This is a genomic window from Spirillospora sp. NPDC049024 (genome assembly GCF_040649235.1).
Classification (GTDB): Bacteria; Actinomycetota; Actinomycetes; order Streptosporangiales; family Streptosporangiaceae; genus Spirillospora.
Map to the genome: position 1 here is coordinate 52,357 of NZ_JBEZFD010000032.1, position 20,916 is coordinate 73,272.

The 20,916-nt window shown below is 75.5% G+C and carries 18 protein-coding genes; 8 read left to right on the forward strand and 10 right to left on the reverse strand.

The genetic code is table 11. The features are described from left to right. Positions 1-63: 63 nt before the first annotated feature. A complete protein-coding gene (gene pgi, locus AB0C21_RS39230) occupies positions 64-1,692 on the reverse strand; it encodes a glucose-6-phosphate isomerase (protein WP_500211230.1) in 1,629 nt (542 codons plus the stop codon). Positions 1,693-1,906: 214 nt separating this feature from the next. Here pgi and AB0C21_RS39235 point away from each other — a divergent pair, with 214 nt between their 5' ends. The 4 genes from AB0C21_RS39235 to AB0C21_RS39250 all read left to right on the forward strand — a co-directional run bounded on the left by AB0C21_RS39235 (position 1,907) and on the right by AB0C21_RS39250 (position 5,708). Next, on the forward strand, positions 1,907-2,713 hold the full coding sequence (locus AB0C21_RS39235) for an acyl-CoA thioesterase (protein WP_500211231.1): 807 nt from the start codon (positions 1,907-1,909) through the stop codon (positions 2,711-2,713). Between the two features lie 55 nt (positions 2,714-2,768). Next, positions 2,769-3,170, forward strand: coding sequence for a hypothetical protein (locus tag AB0C21_RS39240; RefSeq protein ID WP_500211232.1), 402 nt, complete (start codon positions 2,769-2,771; stop codon positions 3,168-3,170). 54 nt (positions 3,171-3,224) lie between these two features. Next, complete coding sequence (locus AB0C21_RS39245; protein ID WP_500211233.1) at positions 3,225-4,244, forward strand: lactonase family protein; 1,020 nt, start codon at positions 3,225-3,227, stop codon at positions 4,242-4,244. Positions 4,245-4,328: 84 nt separating this feature from the next. Then, positions 4,329-5,708 carry an NADP-dependent succinic semialdehyde dehydrogenase gene (locus AB0C21_RS39250; protein WP_500211234.1) on the forward strand — a complete coding sequence of 460 codons (1,380 nt, stop codon included), beginning with the start codon at positions 4,329-4,331 and terminating at the stop codon, positions 5,706-5,708. An 86-nt stretch (positions 5,709-5,794) separates the two neighbouring features. On the opposite strand, the gene AB0C21_RS39255 is transcribed toward AB0C21_RS39250, so the two are convergent. The 8 genes from AB0C21_RS39255 to AB0C21_RS39290 all read right to left on the reverse strand — a co-directional run bounded on the left by AB0C21_RS39255 (position 5,795) and on the right by AB0C21_RS39290 (position 13,867). After that, positions 5,795-7,195, reverse strand: coding sequence for an aldehyde dehydrogenase (NADP(+)) (locus tag AB0C21_RS39255; protein ID WP_500211235.1), 1,401 nt, complete (start codon positions 7,193-7,195; stop codon positions 5,795-5,797). 81 nt (positions 7,196-7,276) lie between these two features. Beyond that, positions 7,277-8,278 (reverse strand): proline racemase family protein, encoded by a 1,002-nt coding sequence (locus tag AB0C21_RS39260; RefSeq protein ID WP_500211236.1) that lies wholly within the window; start codon positions 8,276-8,278, stop codon positions 7,277-7,279. Beyond that, positions 8,278-9,207, reverse strand: a complete 930-nt coding sequence (locus AB0C21_RS39265) for a dihydrodipicolinate synthase family protein (RefSeq protein WP_500211237.1) — start codon at positions 9,205-9,207, stop codon at positions 8,278-8,280. Before AB0C21_RS39265 ends, AB0C21_RS39260 begins: the two co-directional genes overlap by 1 nt. Next, positions 9,204-10,640, reverse strand: a complete 1,437-nt coding sequence (locus AB0C21_RS39270) for an FAD/NAD(P)-dependent oxidoreductase (protein ID WP_500211238.1) — start codon at positions 10,638-10,640, stop codon at positions 9,204-9,206. Before AB0C21_RS39270 ends, AB0C21_RS39265 begins: the two co-directional genes overlap by 4 nt. Then, positions 10,637-10,945: a (2Fe-2S)-binding protein gene (locus tag AB0C21_RS39275; RefSeq protein WP_500211239.1), complete on the reverse strand. Its 309-nt coding sequence runs from the start codon at positions 10,943-10,945 to the stop codon at positions 10,637-10,639. Before AB0C21_RS39275 ends, AB0C21_RS39270 begins: the two co-directional genes overlap by 4 nt. Beyond that, the gene (locus AB0C21_RS39280) at positions 10,942-12,102 is read right to left on the reverse strand and encodes an NAD(P)/FAD-dependent oxidoreductase (protein ID WP_500211240.1); all 1,161 of its coding nucleotides are present in this window, start codon (positions 12,100-12,102) and stop codon (positions 10,942-10,944) included. The genes AB0C21_RS39275 and AB0C21_RS39280 overlap by 4 nt, the downstream gene beginning before the upstream one ends. Before the next feature lie 89 nt (positions 12,103-12,191). After that, positions 12,192-12,803, reverse strand: coding sequence for a helix-turn-helix domain-containing protein (locus AB0C21_RS39285; protein WP_500211242.1), 612 nt, complete (start codon positions 12,801-12,803; stop codon positions 12,192-12,194). An 86-nt stretch (positions 12,804-12,889) separates the two neighbouring features. Beyond that, complete coding sequence (locus AB0C21_RS39290; RefSeq protein WP_500211244.1) at positions 12,890-13,867, reverse strand: ornithine cyclodeaminase family protein; 978 nt, start codon at positions 13,865-13,867, stop codon at positions 12,890-12,892. A 180-nt stretch (positions 13,868-14,047) separates the two neighbouring features. Between AB0C21_RS39290 and AB0C21_RS39295 the strand changes: the two genes are divergently transcribed. From AB0C21_RS39295 to AB0C21_RS39310, 4 genes are read left to right on the forward strand one after another with little or no spacing between them, the layout of a single operon-like run. Then, positions 14,048-15,253 (forward strand): branched-chain amino acid ABC transporter substrate-binding protein, encoded by a 1,206-nt coding sequence (locus AB0C21_RS39295; RefSeq protein ID WP_500211245.1) that lies wholly within the window; start codon positions 14,048-14,050, stop codon positions 15,251-15,253. Between the two features lie 11 nt (positions 15,254-15,264). Beyond that, positions 15,265-16,164, forward strand: a complete 900-nt coding sequence (locus AB0C21_RS39300; protein WP_149258578.1) for a branched-chain amino acid ABC transporter permease — start codon at positions 15,265-15,267, stop codon at positions 16,162-16,164. Continuing rightward, positions 16,161-17,924 carry a branched-chain amino acid ABC transporter ATP-binding protein/permease gene (locus AB0C21_RS39305; RefSeq protein ID WP_500211246.1) on the forward strand — a complete coding sequence of 588 codons (1,764 nt, stop codon included), beginning with the start codon at positions 16,161-16,163 and terminating at the stop codon, positions 17,922-17,924. Before AB0C21_RS39300 ends, AB0C21_RS39305 begins: the two co-directional genes overlap by 4 nt. Next, the gene (locus AB0C21_RS39310; RefSeq protein WP_500211247.1) at positions 17,921-18,655 is read left to right on the forward strand and encodes an ABC transporter ATP-binding protein; all 735 of its coding nucleotides are present in this window, start codon (positions 17,921-17,923) and stop codon (positions 18,653-18,655) included. Before AB0C21_RS39305 ends, AB0C21_RS39310 begins: the two co-directional genes overlap by 4 nt. Here AB0C21_RS39310 and AB0C21_RS39315 read toward each other — a convergent pair. After that, positions 18,639-20,765: a thiamine pyrophosphate-dependent enzyme gene (locus AB0C21_RS39315; RefSeq protein WP_500211249.1), complete on the reverse strand. Its 2,127-nt coding sequence runs from the start codon at positions 20,763-20,765 to the stop codon at positions 18,639-18,641. The two genes, AB0C21_RS39310 and AB0C21_RS39315, sit on opposite strands and share 17 nt — an antisense overlap. Positions 20,766-20,916: the final 151 nt, after the last annotated feature.

Consider the following 20,916-nt stretch of genomic DNA (forward strand, 5'->3'; position numbering starts at 1 on the left):
CCCGCCGGACGACCGGCGGGCCCTTGTGCCTCCGCGCTGCGGAGCCGTGCGCGTCCGCGCCCGTCAGGCCTTGCGGCCGCGCAGCTCCCGGTACCTGCGCACGAGCGCGGCGGTGGACGGGTCGGGCGCCTCGGACAGCGGCTCCTGCGAGGTGAGCGCGGGGGCGAGGTCCATCGCCATCACCTTGCCGAGCTCGACTCCCCACTGGTCGAAGGAGTCGATGCCCCAGACCGTCCCCTCGACGAACACGATGTGCTCGTAGAGCGCGACGAGCGAGCCGAGGGTCTTCGGCGTGAGCTTCGGCGCGAGGAGCGTGCTGCTCGGCCGGTTCCCCGGCATGACCTTGTGCGGGACGAGCGCGGCGGGCGTGCCGTCGGCCGCGATCTCCTCGGCGGTCCTGCCGAACGCGAGGGCCGAGGTCTGCGCGAGCATGTTCGCGGTGAGCAGGTCGTGCATGCCCTCGCGGTCCTCGAACGGCTCGGCGAAGCCGATGAAGTCCGCGGGCACGAGCCGGGTGCCCTGGTGCAGCAGCTGGTAGAAGGCGTGCTGGCCGTTGGTGCCGGGCTCGCCCCAGAAGATCGCGCCGGTCTGCGCGACGACGGGCGCGCCGTCGGCCCGCACCGACTTGCCGTTGGACTCCATCGTGAGCTGCTGGAGGTAGGCGGGGAAGCGCGACAGGCGCTGGCTGTAGGGCAGGACGGCCCGGGTCTGCGCGCCGAAGAAGTCGGTGTACCAGACGCCGAGCAGCCCCATCAGCACCGGCATGTTGGCCTCGAACGGCGCGGTGCGGAAGTGCTCGTCGACCTCCCGGAACCCGGCGAGCATCTCGCGGAACGCCTCGCCGCCGATCGCGATCATCAGCGACAGGCCGATGGCGCCGTCGAAGGAGTAGCGCCCGCCCACCCAGTCCCAGAAGCCGAACATGTTGGCGGTGTCGATGCCGAACTCGGCGACCCGCTCGGCGTTGGTGGACACGGCGACGAAGTGGCGGGAGACGGCGTCGTCGCCGAGCCGCTCGGTGAGCCACCGGCGCGCGACCTTGGCGTTGGTGAGGGTCTCCAGCGTCCCGAACGTCTTGGAGCTGACGACGAACAGCGTCTGCTCGGGGTCGAGGCCGGCGAGCTTGCCGAGGATGTCGGCCGGGTCGATGTTGGAGACGAACCGGCAGGCGATGCCCGCGTCCGCGAAGTCGTGCAGGGCCTCGTAGGCCATGGCGGGGCCGAGGTCGGAGCCGCCGATGCCGATGTTGACGACGGCCGTGATGCGCTTGCCGGTGGAGCCCGTCCACTCCCCCGACCTGACGCGGCCCGCGAATTCGGCCATCTTGTCCAGGACGGCGTGCACGTCGCCCGCGACGTCCTGCCCGTCCACCGTCAGGGCCTCGCCGGGAGGCAGCCGCAGCGCGGTGTGCAGGACGGCGCGGTCCTCGCTGGCGTTGATGTGCTCCCCGCGGAACATCGCCTCGATCCGGTCCCGCAGCCCGGCCCGCTCGGCGAGCGCCGCGAGCAGCGTCAGGGTCTCGCCGGTGACGCGGTGCTTGGAGTAGTCCAGGAACAGGTCCCCCGCGGTCACGGTCATCCGGTCGGCGCGCCCCGGATCGTCCGCGAAGAGCTCGCGCAGGTGCCGCCCGGCGATCGCCGCGTGGTGCTCGGCCAGCGCGGTCCATTCGGGCGACTCGGTGATATCTGCCATTGCCTCTCTCATCTCCTCGTGGGGGCGAGGGCGTACCCCCGCGGGCGGGCGCCGAACGTCCCCCGGGCACCCCGCCGGGCCCCACCGGCGATCATAGGTCGACCGCGCGCGACCGTATCAGGGCCGTCCCCGGCCCCGCAGTGGTCCGCCCCCGGCCGCCCGCGCCCGACCGGTCCGTGGGTAGGGTCGCCCGCAGGTCGCAGGAGGTGCCCGGATGAGCGACGTCCCCGACGGGATCACGCGCGTGTTCGACCTGACGCCGGTCGGCGGGGACTCCTTCACAGCCGCGTCCCCGCCCGTCGGGCGGCCTCGGCTGTTCGGCGGCCAGGTCGCGGCGCAGAGCCTGCGCGCCGCCTGCCTGACGGCGGGCGGGCGGCCGCCGCACTCCCTGCACGCCTACTTCATCCGCCCCGGCATGCCGGACGATCCCCTGGTGTTCGAGGTGGCCCGCACCCGCGACGGCCGCTCGTTCTCGACCCGGCACGTCACGGCGAGCCAGGGCGGCAAGCCGATCCTGGAGCTGATCGCCTCGTTCCACGACCCGGAGGACGGGTTCGACTGGCAGGCCGGTCCGCCGCCGAGCGCGCCCGGCCCGGAGGAGCTCGCCGAGCCGGAGCTGCCCGCGTTCCTCAGGCACCCCGCCGGGTTCGACATCCGGGTCGTGAACCCGTCCGCGGGCGGCGGGTCCCCCATGCCGCACCCGTTCTGGATCAGGGTGTCGACGCCGGTCGGCGACGACCCCTCGCTGCACGCCTGCCTCGTCGCCTACCTGTCGGACATGGGCCTGGTCAGCAGCGCCCGCGCGCCGGGCTCCCCGCGGCGCCTCGCCACCGCGGTCACGCTCGACCATGCGGTGTGGTTCCACCGGCCGCCGCGCGCCGACCGGTGGCTGCTCTACTCCGCGGACCCCGTCGCGAACCACGGCGCGCGCGGCCTCGCCCGCGGCACGCTCCACACGGCGGACGGCACGCTCGTGGCCTCCGTCGCCCAGGAGGCGCTCCTGCGCCCCGCCTCCCCCTGACCGCTCCGGAAAACCCCTGGGGCTCTGTCACCGCCCGCCGCTAAGGTCCCCGTCCATGGGAGCTCGCGCGAACTTCGCCCTGAGCCTACGACGGCATCGGCTGTGGCCCGGGTGGCGGGTGGAGTTCTGGGAGGACCGGTACGAGGAGCAGATCGCCCGCTGCGGCGGCGCGGTCACCGTCCCGGACGCGGACCCCGCCGCCGCGCTCGACGAGCTGGTCGCCGGGATCGACCGTGAGCGCGGGCACGACCCGGTGCCGGGGATGCTCGACGTCGTCCGGCGGCACGCCGAGGACCGGCAGGTCGAGCAGAACCCCTACTTCACCGCGCACCGGCAGGTGGACGCCACCGACGCGGAATGGGAGGCGGTCCTGGACGCCGCCGCGCGGCTGCGCGCCCGCCTCGCCGCGGGGCCCGGGGAGACGGCTCCCGGCGCCGCTGATCACGGTCGGGACTAGGCTCGCCCTCGGCCGCCGGAGGGCGGGCGGATCGCGTTTCGAGGGGAGTCCCGGGTGGGCGAGCGGGCGTTCTGGGTGGGCACGTACACCGGCGCGGCCGGCGGCGGCGCCGGGATCTACCGGGTCGTGCGGGGGGCGGACGGCGCGCTGCGCGCGGACGGGCTCGCGGCCGAGGCGGTGTGCCCGTCGTACCTGGCCGTCCATCCCACCGGGAACGTCCTCTACGCCGTCCGGGAGGAGGACCGCGGCGGGGTCGCGGCCTACGAGGTGGCCGGCGCGCGGCTGAAGGAGCTCGGCGCGCGCGAGGCCGGCGCACTGCCCTGCCACCTGTCGGTCACTCCGGACGGCGAGCGCCTCGTCGTCGCCGACTACGGGTCCGGCACGGTCAGGGCCTATCCGCTGGGACCGGACGGCGGCCTGGCCGGCGGTCCCCAAGTGGTGGAGGGGCACGGCGGCGGGCCGAGGGCCGACCGCCAGGAGGGCCCGCACGCCCACATGGCCGTCAGCGCTCCAGACGGGACCGTCCTGACGACCGACCTGGGGGCCGACCTCGTGCGGTCCTTCCGGTTCGAGGGCGGCGCCCTGCGGCTCGCCGGGGAGACGGCCCTCCCGGCCGGCTGCGGGCCGCGGCACCTGGCCGTCCATCCGAGCGGGCACGTGTACGTGCTGGCGGAGCTGGCCGCGGCCGTCCTCGTCCTGCGGCCGGCCGACGGGTACGCGGGTCTGGAGGTCGCGGCGGAGTCGGCCGCGACGGCGGGTCCGGCGGGCGGCTCGGCCCAGGGCGCGGCGATCAAGCTCGGCGACGGCGGCCGGTACGTCTACACGTCCATGCGCGGCACGGACGTGGTGACGGCGCACCGGGTGCTGGACGGCGGCGCGGCGCTGGAGCCGGTCGCGGACGTCCCGTCCGGCGGGCACTGGCCGCGCGACCTGCACGTGGACGGCGAGTGGATGCACGTGGCGAACGAGCGGAGCGACGCGATCGCGACCTTCCGGATCGGGCCGGACGGGGTCCCCGTGCCTGCGGGACCGCCCCTGCCCCTCCCCTCGCCGGTGTGCGTGGTCCCCGCCTGACCGCCGGTCCCGGCGGGCGTTTCCTGCGGGGCCCCTCGGGCACGTCCCGGGTGAACGAGCCGGACACCCAGGGAGCATCCCGACATGACGACGATCGCCACGACCAACCCCGCGACGGGCGAGGTCGAGAAGACCTTCGACGCGCTGACCGACGAGGAGGTCGACCGGCGCGTCGCGCGGGCGGCGGAGACGTTCGCCTCCTACCGCACGGTGCCGATCGAGCGGCGGGCGGAGTGGATGAACGCCGCGGCCGACATCCTCGACGGGGAGGCCGACCAGATCGGCGCCATGCTGACCACCGAGATGGGCAAGACGCTCAAGGCGGCCGTCGCGGAGGCGCGGAAGTGCGCGAAGGCGTGCCGCTACTACGCCGAGCACGCCGCGGAGTTCATGGCCGACCGGCGCCCCGCCGACCCCGCGGACGTGAACGCCCGGGACGCCTATGTCCGCTACGAGCCGCTCGGGCCCGTGCTCGCGGTCATGCCGTGGAACTTCCCGCTGTGGCAGGTGATCAGGTTCGCGGCGCCGGGGCTGATGGCGGGGAACGTGGGGCTGCTGAAGCACTCCTCCAACGTCCCCCAGACGGCGCTGTTCCTGGAGGACCTGTTCCGCCGCGCCGGGTTCCCCGAGGGCGCGTTCCAGGCGCTGCTGATCGGCTCGGCGAAGGTCGAGCGGGTGCTGCGCGACCCGCGGGTGAAGGCGGCGACGCTGACCGGCAGCGAGCCCGCCGGGCGGTCCGTCGCCGCGATCGCCGGGGACGAGATCAAGCCGACGGTGCTGGAGCTCGGCGGCAGCGACCCGTTCGTGGTGATGCCGTCCGCCGACCTGGAGGCCGCGGCGCGGACGGCCGCGGAGTCCCGCTGCCTCAACAACGGGCAGAGCTGCATCTCGGCGAAGCGGTTCATCGTCGACGCCGGCTGCGCCGACGAGTTCGAGCGGCTGTTCGTCGAGCGGATGCGCGCGAAGAGGGTCGGGGACCCGATGGACGAGGCCACCGACATCGGCCCGCTCGTCAACGAGCAGGGCCGCGCCGAGGTCGAGGAGCTCGTCGCCGACGCGGTCGGCAGGGGCGCGACGGTGCTGTGCGGCGGCGAGCGTCCGGACGGCCCCGGCTGGTACTACCCCCCGACGGTCGTCTCCGGGGTGACGCCCGAGATGCGGATGTACCACGAGGAGGTCTTCGCGCCGGTCGCGTCGCTGCTGCGCGTGCGCGGCGTGTCGGAGGCCGTCGAGGTCGCGAACGCCACGGGCTTCGGGCTCGGCTCGAACGCCTGGACCCGCGACGACGCCGAGCGCGAGCGGTTCGTGCGGGAGCTGGACGCCGGGCAGGTCTTCATCAACGGGATGACGACCTCCTTCCCCGAGCTGCCGTTCGGCGGCGTGAAGCGCTCCGGGTACGGGCGCGAGCTGTCGGCGGACGGCCTGCGCGCCTTCTGCAACGCCAAGACCGTCTGGGTCGGCTGACCGCCGGCGGCCGGCGACCGGCGACCGGGCGCCGGCCCGTCCGGACGTCCCCGGTCCGCCGCCGGAGCGGCGGACCGAGGGCGCCGTCACCGGACGGCCTGGGGGACCTTCCACGGGTTGTCGTCGCGGAGCGGCGGCGGGAGCAGGTCCTGCGGCCAGCCCTGGTAGGCGACGGGCCTCAGGAACCGCTCGATCGCGGCCGTGCCGACCGACGTGGTGGAGGGCGCCGTCGTGGCGGGGTACGGGCCGCCGTGCTGCATCGCGTGCGTGACGGAGACGCCGGTGGGCCACTGGTTCCACAGGACGCGGCCGCTGCGCCCCGCGAGCACGGCGGCAAGCGCGGCGAGGCCGCCGGCCTCCTCCGGCTCCGCGTGCAGCGACGCGGTCAGCTGGCCCGGCAGGGCCGCCACGGCGTCCGCGACCTCGTCGAGGCCGTCGTAGGTGACGACCAGGCCGAGGGGGCCGAAGCACTCCTCCGCCGCGGCGTCGATGTCGGCCTTGAACGCCGCGAGGTCCATGGTGAGCAGGCGCGGCGTCAGCGCGTCCCGCTCGTCCGGCCAGACGAGCCGCCGCACCCCGGGCCGGGCGCCCAGCGCGCCCGCCGCGGCCAGGTACCCGGAGCTGATGCGCTCGTTGAGCATGGGCGCGGCGGCGGCCTCGCGGAGGTGCGCCGCGATGCGGTCCGGCAGCCCGGCGGGCGCGAACAGCAGGCCGGGGTTCGTGCAGAACTGGCCCGCCCCCAGCGTCAGGGACGCCGCGTACCCCTCGGCGATCTCCCCGGCGCGCGCCTCGGCCGCACGGGGCGTCACCACGGCCGGGTTCACGCTGCCCATCTCGCCGTAGAACGGGATCGGCACGGGCCGCTCCGCCGCGATCCTCGCCAGCGCGAGGCCGCCCCGCTGGGAGCCGGTGAACGCGGCGGCGGCGGTGCCGGGGTGCCGCAGCGCCTCGACTCCGGCGTCCTCGCCCTCGATCAGGGCGAACACGCCGTCCGGGAGCCCGGCGCCGCCGATCGCCTCCGCCGTCCGGCGCGACAGCCGGGGGTGGCCGGGATGCGCCTTGACGACGACGGGGCAGCCCGCCGCCCAGGCCGAGGCGGTGTCGCCGCCGGCGACGCTGAAGGCGAACGGGAAGTTGCTCGCCGCGAACACCAGCACCGGGCCGAGGGCCGTCCGGTAGCGGCGCAGGTCGGGACGCGGGCCGGTGGGCCAGTCCGGGTCCGGCCGGTCGATGCGGGCGTCGTGGAAGGCGCCCTCCAGGACCTGCTCGGCGAACAGCCTGAGCTGGAACGTGGTGCGGGTCAGCTCGCCGTTCAGGCGCGCCTCGCCGAGGCGGCTCTCCTCGTCGGCGAGGGCGACCAGCTCCTCGCGGGCGGCCTCCAGCGCGTCCGCCACCGCGGTCAGGTGGGCGGCGCGTCCGGCCGGCGGCGACGCGGCCCAGCCTGGCGCGGCGGCGACCGCCGCCGACACGGCCTGGTCCGGTGTCATGAAGGTTCCTCCGTGGTCTCAAGGTGGAGCGGCGGTCGGGGCCGCCGTGAAGGGCTCGGGAGCGAGCCGGCCGGGACCCTCCTAGAGGACGAAGCCCTCGGGGAAGGGGTCGGCGGGGTCGAGCAGGTAGGTCGCGGTGCCGGTGATCCAGGCCCGCCCGGTGAACTCGGGGATCACCGCGGGCAGGCCGCCGGCCTCGGCTGTGCCGACCAGGCGCCCGGTGAAGCGGGTTCCGATGAACGACTCGTTGACGAACTCGCTGTGCAGCGGCAGCTCGCCGCGGGCGTGCAGCTGCGCCATGCGGGCGGACGTGCCGGTGCCGCACGGCGACCGGTCGAACCAGCCCGGGTGGATCGCCATCGCGTTGCGGGAGCGCCCGGCGTCCGACCCGGGCGCGAGGAACTGGACGTGCTTGCACCCTCCGATCAGCGGGTCGCCCGGGTGGACGGGCCGGTCGGTCTCGTTGATCGCCTCCATGATCGCGAGTCCGGCGCGGAGGATGTCGTCCTTGCGGGCCCGGTCGAACGGCAGGCCGAGCGGTTCCAGCTCGGTGATGGCGTAGAAGTTGCCGCCGTAGGCCATGTCGTAGCGGACGTCCCCGAGCCCGGGCACGCTCACCACGGCGTCCTGGCGGAGCGCGAACGAGGCGACGTTGCGGAGCGTGACGTGCTCGGCGACGCCGTCGCGGACCGCGACGCGGGCCTCGACGAGGCCGGCGGGGGTGTCCAGCCGCACGATCGTCTCCGGCTCGGTCACCTCCACCATGCCGGTCTCGACCAGGACGGTCGCGACGCCGATGGTGCCGTGCCCGCACATGGGCAGGAACCCGCTGACCTCGATGTAGACCACGCCCCAGTCGGCGTCCGGCCGGGTGGGCGGCTGGAGCAGGGCGCCGCTCATCGCGGGGTGGCCGCGCGGCTCGTCCACGAGGAACCGGCGCAGCCCGTCGAGGTGCTCCACGGCGTGGCGGCGCCGCTCGGCCATCGTGGCGCCGGGGATGGGCGCGACGCCGCCGGTGACGACGCGCGTCGGCATCCCCTCGGTGTGCGAGTCGACCGCGCTGATCGACCGGGCCGAGCGCATCAGGCCGCCCGCCGCCGCGCGAGCGCCTCGATCGCGCGGTCCATGTCGGCGGTGACGGCGGCGCGGTGCTCGGGCACGAGCGGGCCGCGCGGCGGGCGGCAGGGGCCGCCGTACCGGCCGACCTGCTCCATGCCGAGTTTGATCGCCTGGACGAACTCGGTGCGCGAGTCCCAGCGGAACGCGGCGACGAGCGGCTCGTACAGGGCGCGGGCCTCCTCCAGCTTCCCGGCGGTGGCCAGTTCGTACAGCAGCGCCGACTCGGCGGGGAAGACGTTGGGGAAGCCCGCGAACCAGCCGGTCGCGCCCATCAGCAGCGCTTCGAGGGTGACGTCGTCGGCGCCCGCGACGACCTCCAGGCCGGGTGCCCTCTCCCGGATCTCCAGGACGCGGCGCACGTCGCCGGAGAACTCCTTGACCGCGACGACGCCGTCGATCTGGGCGATCTCGGCGAGCAGGTCCGGGGTGAGGTCGACCTTGGTGTCGATGGGGTTGTTGTAGACCATGACCGGCAGGCCGACCGACGCGACGGCCTCGAAGTGCGCGATGATCTCGCCGCGGTTGGCCCGGTACATCGTCGGCGGCAGGCACAGCACGCCGTCGGCGCCGTCCTCGGCCGCGATCTCCGCCCAGTGCCGGGCCTGGTGGGATCCGGGGCCGTGCACGCCGACCACCACGACGCCGTCCCCGCCGACCGCCTCGACGGCGGTGCGGGCGACGCGGCGGCGCTCGTCGTCGGTCAGCGAGGAGTACTCGCCGAGGGAGCCGTTCGGGCCGACGCCGCGGCAGCCGCTGCCGACCAGCCAGCGGCAGTGCTCGGCGTACCGGTCGTAGTCGACGGCGAGCCCGGCGGGGGCGGCGGCGTCCTCGCGGTAGGGCAGGGCCGTCGCCACGATGACGCCGCCGAGGCTCTGGGGCTTGCTGTCGCTCATCGGGCGCTCTCTTTCTCTTCTGGGTCCTCGACTGGAGGGTTCGCCAACTCGCCCAGCCGGATGGGCTGGGCGACGGGCCGGTGGTGGGGGTCTCCGCCGTCCGCCCGGCCGCGGAGCAGTCCGGCGACCGTGGGGCCGCAGACGCGGGCCTGGCAGGGGCCGAGGCCGGCGCGGGTGCCGAGCTTGACGGCGCGGGCCGAGCCGGCGGCCTCGCCGTCCGCCGCGCGCAGGAGCGCCCCGTAGGTGGTCTCCTCGCAGCGGCAGACGACCGTGTCGGGGCGCAGCCAGCCGGGCCACGCCGCGCCGACGGGGTGCGCGGCGGCGAGCCGGCCGGCGAACGCGCGGGCCCGGTCGCGGCGGCGGCGCAGGGCGGCGGCCGCGCGGTCGCCGGGGTCCCCTCCCCCGGCGGCCCAGCCGGCGAGCAGCCCCTCGGTGCGGGCGGCGGGCGCCCCGGCGATGCCGGTGATCTCCCCGGCCGCGTAGACGCCCGGGACGCTGGTGCGCTGGTCGGCGTCGACGTCGGCGAAGGCGGCGTCGGCGGCTCCGCCGCGCAGCAGGCAGCCCGCGGCGACGGCCAGCTCGAGCTGCGGGCTGAAGCCGTGGGTGACGCACAGGGCGTCCACCGCGACGGTGCGCTCGGTGCCGGGGACGACCGACCAGTCGTGGTGGAGCCGCGCCGTGACCGCCTCTTCGACGCGCCCGTCGCCCCGGGCCTCGATCACGGCGCGGCCCGTCCGGTAGGGGACGCGGTGCCGGGCCAGCAGCCCCGCGTACCCGGCCAGCTCCCCCGCCTTGCCCGCCTGGTGCGCCAGCTCCCACGGGCGCCGGGCCCAGCCGCGCGCCACGGTGGCGGCGGGATTGGCCTCCAGCACCTCCAGGACGGTGGCGCCGGCCTCGATCAGCGACGCGGCGACCGGGAGCAGGAACGGTCCAGAACCGGCGATCAGGACGGGGTCGCCGATGACCAGCCGCTCCCCCTTCGCGAGCGCCTGCGCCGCCCCGGCGGTGCAGACGCCGGGCAGCTCCCAGCCGGGGAACGGCAGGACGCGGTCGTGCGCGCCCGGCGCGAGCACCAGCGCGTCCGGGCGCAGCACGCGCCGCTCCCGTCCGGCGCCGTCGGCCTCACCTCGCAGCACGTGGACGTGCGGCGGCCCCTGTTCGGCGCGTTCGACGGTCCAGACGGCGCTCTCCGGCCACCAGTCGCAGCGCGGATGGCCGAGCACGCGGTCGCGCAGCCGCTCGAAGCCGCGCCATCCGTGGTGCAGGCGGCCGGGGCGGGCGGCCCCGAACGCGGCGGGCGGCATCCGGTGGTACTGGCCGCCGGGCTCCTCCGCCGCGTCGACCAGCGTGACGCGCGCCCCGGCGCGCAGCGCGCCCGCCGCCGCGCCGAGCCCCGCCGGTCCGGCGCCGACGACCACGACGTGCCGGCTCACCGGGCGTCCCGGGTCTGGGTCTCGACGGCGTCGCCGTCCCGGGCGCGGCGGCGGCAGGCCCGCACGTCGCGGACGCCGTTGACGGTGAGGAGGCAGTCGAAGCAGGCGCCGATCCCGCAGAACACGCCGCGCGGCGCCCCGGACGGGCCCCGCCGCCAGGTGCGGCGGCCCGCCGCCAGCAGCACGCCGGCGAGAGTCTGGCCCGCGACGCCGTCCACGGGCTCGCCGTCCACGGTGATCCGCAGCGGCACGTCCGGGCGGCGCCCGGTCCGGTCGCCGTCGGCGGGCACGAGTCGCGCGCTCATCGGGTCTCTCCTTCGCACTGGACGGCGGGCCGGTCCGCGCGGAACGGCGCCGCGTCGATCGCGGGCGCGCGGCCGAGCATGAGGTCGCGCAGGACGGCGGCGGTCCCGGCGGACAGGCCGATCCCGGCGCCCTCGTGCCCGGTGGCGTGCCACAGGCCCTCCAGGTGCGGGTCGGCGCCGATGACGGGCAGGTGGTCGTCGACGTACGGGCGGAACCCGCCGTAGGCGCGCATCACCGGCACCCCGGCCAGGGACGGGAACAGCCGCAGCGCCTTGGCCGCGATGACCGACAGCACCTCGGGCCGGAGCCGGTCGTCGAACCCGACGCGGCGGCGCGAGGAGCCGAGCAGGAGCGTCCCGGCCCGGGTCGACTCGACGACGGCGGACGCCTGCAGGTCGCCGGCGCCGCTGCCGACCGCGCCCACGTAGTCGGCGTCGTACACCTTGTGGAAGACGGTCGGCGGCATCGGCGCGGTCACCAGGACCTCGCCGCGGCGGGGCCGGACGCCGAGCCGGACGCCGAGCCGCGCGGCGACCTCCCCCGCCCAGGGGCCGGCCGCGTTGACGACGGCGTCGGCCCCGAGCGTGCCGCCGGAGGTGCGGACGCCGGTGACGCGGCCGCCGCGCCGGACCGCGCCGAGCACCTCGCATCCGGTGCGCACGGCGGCGCCGGCGCGCACGGCGGCGGCCAGCAGGGCGGTGGCGGCGCCGGCGGGCTGGACCTGCGCGTCCTCCGGGTAGTGGACGGCCTTGGTGAAGTCGCGCGTCAGGTGGGGCTCGGCGGCGGCGAGGGCCGATGCGTCCAGGTCCTCGGCGCGGATCCCGGCCTTGCGCTGGGCGCCGGCGAACTCCGTCAGCGCCTCGGCGCCCGCGGGGGTGGTGGCGACGACGATGCCGCCCTTGGCGTCCCACTCGACGCCGGCGGCGTTCGGGTCGCCGTCCAGGATGGCGGGCCACAGCTCGCGGGACAGCCGCGCCAGTTCCAGTTCGGGGCCCGGCCCCTTGTCGGAGAGCAGGATGTTGCCCTCGCCGTGGGCGGTGGTCCCGGCCGCGGGGCCGCCCCGGTCGGCCACGGTGACCGCGCATCCGGCCAGGGCCAGCTCGCGGGCGCAGGCCGCGCCGATGATCCCGGCGCCCAGCACCACGACCCGCGTCATCGACCCTCCCGTTTGCCGTTCGTTAAACCGAACGATTCCGAGAGTAGGCGGGTCGCGCGCGCGATGTCAACGCGCGGACGGGTCGGACTTCACGGGGTTTCCACCAGATGGGACGGCGTCCCCGGCGAGGCGTGGAGCCGCTGGTCAGCGGTGTACTGCAGCAGCAGGACGGAGCGGACGGGCCCCTCGACGGCGGTGTAGCTGTGCGGCAGGCGCGCGTCGAAGCCGACGTAGTCGCCCGGGCCGAGCTCGACGTCCCGGTCGTCCACCCGAACGGCGAGCCGCCCGGACTGGACGATCGTGTGCTCCATCCCGACGTGGCCGAGCGAGTCCTGCCGGCGGCCGGCCCTGACCTGCTGGTCGTACACCTCGAACATGGCCCCGCCGGACTCGATGCCGCGCAGCGGCCGCAGGTCGACGCCCTCCCCGCTCAGCACCTCGACCTCCGCCGCCCGCACCACCGTGAGCCCGGACGGCTCCTGGCGGTCGAGCAGGTCGGAGATGGGGACCTCAAGCGCGCGCGACAGGCTGAACACGGTCTCGATCGTGGGGTTCCCGGCGCCCGCCTCCAGCTGGGACAGCGTCGCCTTGCCGATCTTCGAGCGGCGGGACAGCTCCGACAGCGACAGCCCGAGCTCCAGCCGCGCGCGGCGCAGGTTGCCGGCCAGCACGTCCCGCACCGATTCCCCTGACGCGCCCACGCTCCCGCCCCTCGTCCGCTCGCTCGCCTTGCGTTCGCTCTACCGAACGGCCAGTGTACTCTGACCGGGTCCAGCGGAGGGGCCGGTCACAGTTCCACGGGCGTCCCGGCGCCGGCCGCGCGGGCGCGCTCGACGATGACGGCGGCCGCCGCCGCGTCCTGCACGCCGAGGCCGACGCTGTTGTAGAAGACGATCTCGTCGTCGGAGCCGCGTCCGGCGGCGAGGCCGGCGACGACCGGGCCCAGCGGGCGCACGCGGGCGGGGTCCAAAGACCCGGCCCGCACGGCGGCCACGACGGGGCCGGCGTGTTCCAGGGCGGTCGTCACGTCGTCCACCACGACCGAGGCGGCGCGGGCGAGGACCTCGCCGTCCACTTCCTCCCGGTCGGGGGCGAAGGATCCCACGCTCACGACCGTGCACCCGGGTTCGAGCCACGCGCCGAGGACGACCGGCTCGGCGCTGGTGGTGGCGGTGACGACGATCTGCGCGCCCCGGACCGCCGCGCGGGCGGACGCCGCCGGCTCGACCGGCAGCTCCAGCTCCCGCGCGAGCTCGGACGCGGCGGCGCAGGTCTCCGGGTGGCGGCAGGCCATCGCCACCTCGCGGATGGGGCGGACCGCCGCCATCGCCCGCACGTGCGCGCGGCCCTGCACCCCGCAGCCGACGACCGCGAGGCGGGACGCCCCGCGCACCGCGAGGTGGTCGGCCGCCACCGCGCTCGCCGCCGAGGTGCGCAGCGTCGTCACCGACTCCCCCTCGATGATCGCGACGGGCCGGCCGTCCACCGGGTCCTGGACGGTCACCAGCGCGGCCACGGTCGGCAGGCCGCGCGCGGCATTGCCCGGGGTGACGCTGCCGAACTTGGCGACGGCCCCGGCGCCGGGCAGGCGCGAGACGTAGCTGAAGGCGACCTCGCCGCCCGGCCCGTCCAGCAGCACCCGCGGCGCGAGCCGCGCCTCCCCGCGGCCGAGCGCGCCGAACGCCTCCCGCTGCGAGGCGATCGCGGCGGGCAGGTCGAACACCGCGCGCACGTCGGCGGCGGAGAGCAGCAGGACACCGGCCATGGGGAAGATCATTGCGAGGCCTCCGCCGCGCTGTCGAGGGGCGAAAGGGCAAGCGGTGCTTACCGATCAGTGCATGAGATCGCATGCTTGCCCGTCTCGACGCCCGTGCCCCGACGTTTCACGCTTTCACCATCCCGGACCACGAGGGACCTGCCGGCCACGAGCGACGGAGAGCCGCCGATGACCCCACTGACCCCGCGGGACCGCGGACGCCGGTTCCGGATCTTCACCGCGGCGGGCGCCGGCCTGCTGCTCGCCCCGCTCGCCGCCGCCTGCGGATCGGGCGGCTCCGGCGGCTCGGGCGCCATCAAGATCGGTGTCCCGGCGCCGCTCAGCGGCGACTCGGCCTCGGCCGGGCAGGACATCCTCGCCGCGGCCAAGGTCGCCGCCGACGAGATCAACAAGGCCGGCGGGGTGGACGGCCGGAAGATCCAGATCGTGGAGGCCGACGACCAGTGCAGCGCCCAGCAGGGCGCGCAGGCCGCGCAGAAGCTGCTCAACAGCGGGGTCGTGGCGGTCGCCGGCGGGTACTGCTCGGGGGCGGCGGTGCCCGCGATCCCGATCTACGGCAGGCGCAGCGTCCCGTTCGTGATGGACGCCTCCACCAACCCGTCCCTGACCGACAGCGGCAAGGGCAAGGTGTTCCGCACCTGCGGGCGCGACGACAACCAGGGCCTGGTCGCGGCCAAGTTCATGACCGGGCCGCTGGGCGCCAAGCGCATCGCGCTGCTGCACGACAACACCACCTACGCCAAGGGCCTCGCGGACGCGGCGGCGAACTCGACGAAGCAGGCGGGCGGCCAGGTCGTCTACGAGAACGCGCTGCAGCCCGGCCAGTCCGACTACGGCCCCGTCCTCACCAAGATCGCCTCGACCCGGCCGGACGTGCTGTACTTCACCGGCTACTTCGCCGAGGCGGGCCTGCTGATGAAGCAGCGCAAGCAGCTCGGGCTGAAGTTCACCCTCATGGGCGGGGACGCGACGACCGACTCCACCGTGCTGAAGACCGCGGGCTCGGCGGCCGGCGGCTACATCGCCACGACCGCGCCGCTCGCCAAGGACCTGCCCGCCGCCGCGAAGTTCGTCTCGGCGTACAAGGCCGCGAACAACGCCGACCCCGGTCCGTTCTCGGTGTACGAGTACGACGCCGTGAAGATCGTCGCCAAGGCGATCGACGACGCCGGATCCACCCGGGGCGCCGCGATCACCGAGGCGCTCCACAAGATCAAGGACTTCCCGGGCATCACCGGGCCCATCACCTTCGACGCCAAGGGCGACCGGACCGACCCGCTCTACATCACCGTCCAGGTCCAGAACGGCGCGTTCACCGCCTACAAGAAGCTCGACGAGAACGGCGCCACCTGGGTGGACGCCAAGACCTCCTGATCAGGGGCCCGATGAGCGAATTCGTCCAGTACCTCGTGAACGGCCTGACGATCGGGGCGTTCCTCGCGCTGATCGCGCTGGGCTACTCGATGATCTACGGGGTGGTCCGGCTGATCAACTTCGCGCACGGCGACGTGTTCATGATCGGCGCGTTCGCCGGGTTCGGGACGCTGACCGCGCTCGGCGCGACCGGCGGGATGGCGCTGCCCGCCGTCCTCGCCGCCGTCGTGGTCGGCGCCCTCGCCACCGGCGTCGTCGGCACCGGGATCGCCAGGGCCGCCTACGTCCCGCTGCTGGCCTCGCCGCGCCTCGCGCTGCTGATCGCCGCGATCGGGGTGTCGCTGGCGCTGGAGGAGGGCGTCAAGGTGCTCACCAGCGCCCGGTTCAAGTCGTATCCCACCACGCTGGACGGCGGCCGGATCTTCAGCGGCGCCGTCCACGTCACCTGGGGGCAGCTCGCGCTGGTGGTGCTGTCGGTGGCGCTGATGGCGGCGCTGTGGCTGTTCGTCACCCGCACCGTGACGGGCACCGCGATGCGCGCGCTGGCGATGGACCGCGACGCCGCCCGGCTGCAGGGCATCAACGTGGAGCGGCTGATCCTGACGACGTTCTTCATCGGATCGCTGCTCGCGGGCGCGGCCGGCGTCATGTACGGGGTGTACTACGTGCAGATCAGCTTCGGCATGGGCTTCCTCATCGGCCTGCGCGCGTTCACCGCGGCGGTGCTCGGCGGCATCGGGAACCTGCCGGGGACGATGGTCGCGGGCGTGTGCATCGGCCTCGTCCAGTCGTTCTCCGCCGGGTACGTCTCGTCCCGCTGGACGGACGTCATCATCTTCGGGCTGCTGATCGCGGTGCTGGCGCTGAGACCGACCGGCCTGTTCGGCGAGCGCGTCGTGGAGCGGGCATGAGGGCCCGGGCGCCGCGCCTCGCGGGCGGGGAGGCCGCGGCCCGGTACGGCGGCTGGCCGCTGCTGGTCGCGCTGGCGCTGGTCGCCGGGCAGACCCTCGACGACTACGCGCTGACCGTCGCGGGGACGATCCTGGTCTACGCGATCCTCGGGCTCGGGATCAACATCGTCGTCGGGTACGCGGGGCTGCTCGACCTCGGGTTCGCCGCGTTCTTCGCGATCGGCGCCTACGCCTCCGGGCTGCTGATGCTCAAGCTGGAGTGGGGCTTCTGGCCGACGCTGCCGGTCGCGGTCGCCGCCGCCGCGGTCGCGGGGGCGGTCATCGGGTACCCGACGCTGCGGCTGCGCAGCGACTACCTCGCGATCGTCACGCTCGGCTTCGGGGAGATCATCCGGATCACCGTGATCAACCTGCAGGTGACCGGGGGCCCGAACGGGCTGACCGGGATCCCGCCGGTGACCGTCGGCGGCCGGGAGATCGTCACGCCGAAGGACTTCTTCCACCTGGCGCTCGCGTTCTTCACCGTCGTGCTGGCCGCGACCGCGCTGCTGGCCCGGTCGCGGCTCGCCTACGCCTGGCGCGCCATCCGGGCCGACGACACCGCCGCCGAGGCGGTCGGCGTGCCCTCGCGGCGGGTGAAGCTGCTGGCGTACGTCCTCGGCGCGATGACCGGGGCGGTCGCGGGGCCGCTGAACGCCGCGCAGCTCGGCACCGTGGACCCGTCCAGCTTCACGTTCCTGACCTCGCTGATGATCCTGCTCGTGGTGATCATCGGCGGGATGGGCAGCCGGCCCGGGGTGATGGTCGGCGCCGTCGTGATCGTCGCGCTGCCGGAGGTGCTGCGCACCGTCCAGGAGTACCGGGGGCTGTTCTTCGCGCTGCTGCTCATCCTGATCGTGCTCCTGCGGCCGCAGGGGGTGTGGCCGTACCGGCCGCGCCGCCTGCGCCTGCCCGAGCGGGCCGGGCCCCCGCCGGAGCCGCCGGCCGCGCGCGGCACGCTGCTGGAGGTCGACGGCCTGTCCCGCCGCTTCGGCGGCGTCACGGCCGTGGACGGGCTCGCCCTGCAAGCGGACGCCGGCCAGGTCGTCAGCGTGATCGGCCCGAACGGCGCGGGCAAGACCACCGCGTTCAACTGCGTGACCGGGATGATCGCGCCGTCGGCCGGGACGGTCGTGCTCGCCGGGCGGGACGTCCGCGGCCTCGCCCCGCACCGGGTCGCCGCCGCCGGGCTCGCGCGCACCTTCCAGAGCATCCGGCTGTTCGAGGAGATGACCGTCGCCGAGAACGTGCTGATCGGCCGGTTCGCCCGCGACCGCACCCTGCTGCGGCCGCTGTCGCGGGCCGACCTCGACGCGGTGCGCCGCTGCCTGGACTTCGTCGGGCTGCTGGACGCGGCCGACCGCCCCGCGGGCGGGCTCGCCTACGGCGACCGGCGCCGGCTGGAGATCGCGCGGGCGCTCGCGGGCGACCCGAGCGTCCTGCTGCTGGACGAGCCCGCGGCGGGCGCGAACCCGACCGAGAAGCGGGCGCTGATGGAGCTGATCGGCCGCATCAGCGCGCTCGGCGCCGCCGTGGTGCTGATCGAGCACGACGTCGCGCTGGTCATGTCGATCTCCGACCGGGTGACGGTGCTGGAGCACGGGAGGACGATCGCGGTGGGGCCGCCGGCCGAGATCCAGGAGGACCAGCGGGTCATCGCCGCCTACCTCGGCGTGCCGGACGACCCGGAGACCGACCTCGTCACGGAGGTGCTGCGGTGACGCTCCTGCGGGTGAGCGACCTGCGCAGCCGGTACGGGCAGGTCGAGGCGCTGTCGGGGGTCTCGTTCGAGGTCGGCGAGGGCGAGATCGTCGCGCTGCTCGGCAGCAACGGCGCGGGCAAGACCACCGCGCTCCGGACGGTCACCGGCCTGCACCGCGCCCGGTCGGGCCGGGTCGAGTTCGACGGCCGCGACATCACCCGGCTCGCCGCGCACAGGGTGGTCGCGGCCGGGCTCGGGCACGTCCCGGAGGGGCGGCGCGTGTTCCCGGCCCTGACCGTCGCCGAGAACCTGCTGCTCGGCGGCTACCTGCGGCGCCGGGACCGGGCCGCCGTCGCGGCCCGCCGCGAGGAGGTCTACGCGATGTTCCCGCGGCTCGGCGAGCGGCGCGGGCAGCCCGCCGGGCTGCTGTCGGGCGGCGAGCAGCAGATGCTCGCCATCGGGCGGGCGCTGATGCTGCGGCCCCGCCTGCTCGCCCTGGACGAGCCGACGATGGGGCTGGCGCCGCGGACGGCGCAGCAGGTCCTGCGGGTCGTCCGGGAGATCCGCGACCAGGGCGCCACGGTCCTGATCGTCGAGCAGAACGCCCACCAGACGCTCCGCCTCGCCGACCGCGCCTACGTCCTGGAGACGGGCCGGATCGTGCTGGAGGGGCCGGCGTCCGCGCTCGCCCGGGACGACCGGGTGAAGGCCGCCTACCTGGGCGGGGACCCGGTCATCGAGGCGACGTGAGCATGCTCCGCGCCGCCTCCTCGATGGCGTCCTCCGACAGCAGGACGTGGTAGGCGGCGTCCCCCAGCGGGATGAAGCTGTCCTCGCTCGCCACCCGGGCCGCCCGCCCCCGGAAGCCGGCGTCGGCGAGCGCCGCCAGGACGCCCTCGGACACGCCGCCGGTCCGGCGCGTCTCGTCCGCGACGAGGACGGCGCCGGTGGCGCGGGCCTCGCGGAGCAGGTCCTCGACCGGGAGCGGCGCCAGCCAGCGCAGGTCGACCACCCGGCACCGGACGCCTGCGGCCTCCAGGCGCCGGGCCGCCCGCAGGCTCATGCGCAGGCCGTTGGCGAAGGTGGCGATGGTGAGGTCGCCGCCGTCCCCGTAGGTTCGGGCGCGCCCGATCGGGACCGTCCCGCCGGCGGGAGCCAGCCAGCCCCCGTCGCCGTCCTCGTACAGGTCGCGGGCGTGGTAGAGCGCGATCGGCTCCAGCACCACGCACACGCGGCCCCCGTGCTCGGCGGCGTCCATGCACGAGCGCAGCATCCCCGCGGCGTCGTCGGGGCGGGCGGGTGAGGCGATGACGAGCCCGGGGATGTCGCGCAGGGCGGCGACGGCGTTGTCGTTGTGGAAGTGGCCGCCGAAGCCCTTCTGGTAGGCGTATCCGGCGACCCGCACGACCATCGGGTTGCGGTACCGCCCGGACGAGAAGAACGGCAGCGTCGCCGCCTCGCCCCGGATCTGGTCGAGGGCGTTGTGCAGGTAGGCGAGGTACTGGATCTCCGGGACCGGCAGCATCCCGGCGGTCCCGAACCCGAGCGCGAGGCCGAGGACCGACTGCTCGTCCAGGATCGTGTCGAACACCCGCGCCGCCCCGGCCCGCTTCATCAGCCCGCGCGTGACGCCGTAGACGCCGCCCTTGCGCGCCACGTCCTCGCCGAACACGACCGCCCCCGGCCGCTCGTCCAGCAGCTCGCCGAGCGTCCGGTTGATCGCCTGCGCCACCGTCGCCGGCTCCCCCTCCGCGGGCTCCGCGCGCCCCGCGGGCCCGGTGGACCGGAGCGGAGCCATGACCTCCGCGGCGGACGCCAGGCGGCGCGCGCCCGCGACCTCGTCCGCCAGCGCCGTCACCTCGGCCCGCTTGGCCTCGTAGAGCTCGATGACGTCCTTCGAGGTCGCGGCGCCGCTGTCGACGAGGAGGCGCGCGGTCCCCAGGAGCGGATCGCGCGCCATGTCGGACGCGACTTCGGCCGGGGTCCGGTAGGCCGACTCGACGTCGGACCCCGCGTGCCCCATGAGCCGGACGGTCCGCAGGTGCAGGAAGGCGGGGCGGCGGTGCTCGCGGACCCAGTCGGCCGCCCGCACCGACACCGCGTGGGCGTCGGCGAGGTCGCAGCCGTCCGCGTGGAAGTAGGCGAGGCCGGGCCGCGCACCGTAGGCGGCGCGGATCCAGCCGGGCGCCGTGCGGACGCTGATGCCGATCCCGTTGTCCTCGCAGACGAGCAGGAGCGGCAGGGGAAGCCCCTGGTAGGCGCAGTTGGCGGCCGCGTTGATCGCGCCGGCGGCCGTGGAGTGGTTGGCCGAGGCGTCCCCGAAGCCGCACACCGCGACCGCGTCGCGCGGCCACGGCGAGTCCAGTCCGAGCCGGGCGGCGCGTTCGATCGCGAAAGCCACGCCGAGCGCGCGCGGGAGGTGCGAGGCGATGGTGGAGGTCTGCGGGATGACGTTCAGGGGGCGGCTCCCGAACACCTTGTGGCGCCCGCCCGCGATCGGCTCCTCGGCGGCGGCGACGAGCCCGAGCAGGACGTCGCGGAGGGGGTCCTGGCCGGGGACCTGGCGTGCGCGCTCCAGGAAGAACGCGCCCGACCGGTAGTGCAGGAGCGCCGGGTCGTCCGGGCGGAGCGCGGCGGCGACGGCCGCGTTCCCCTCGTGGCCGGCGGAGCCGATGGTGTAGAAACCGCGGCCCTGCGCCTGGAGCCGGCGGGCCGCGAGGTCCAGGTGCCGGCTGCCGAGCTGCGCGTCGTACAGCTCCAGGCAGCGCTCGCCGGTGAGCCCGCCCGGCGGCGCGGGCGCGCCGGACGGGGCGAGGGTTGCGGCCGTCTCGAGGAAGTGGACGTCGGCGGGCTCGGGCATGCGTGCTCCTGCGGGCGGATCGGGACGCGTGTCGAGCATCGGACGCCGCCCCGGCCCCGGCCAAGCCGGGCAAGGCCGCGAACCGGTTGGGAATTGCCCAAGGATCGCTTACCGACGCCTTCCGGAGAGCCTCAGCCCGGCTTGGCCTCGC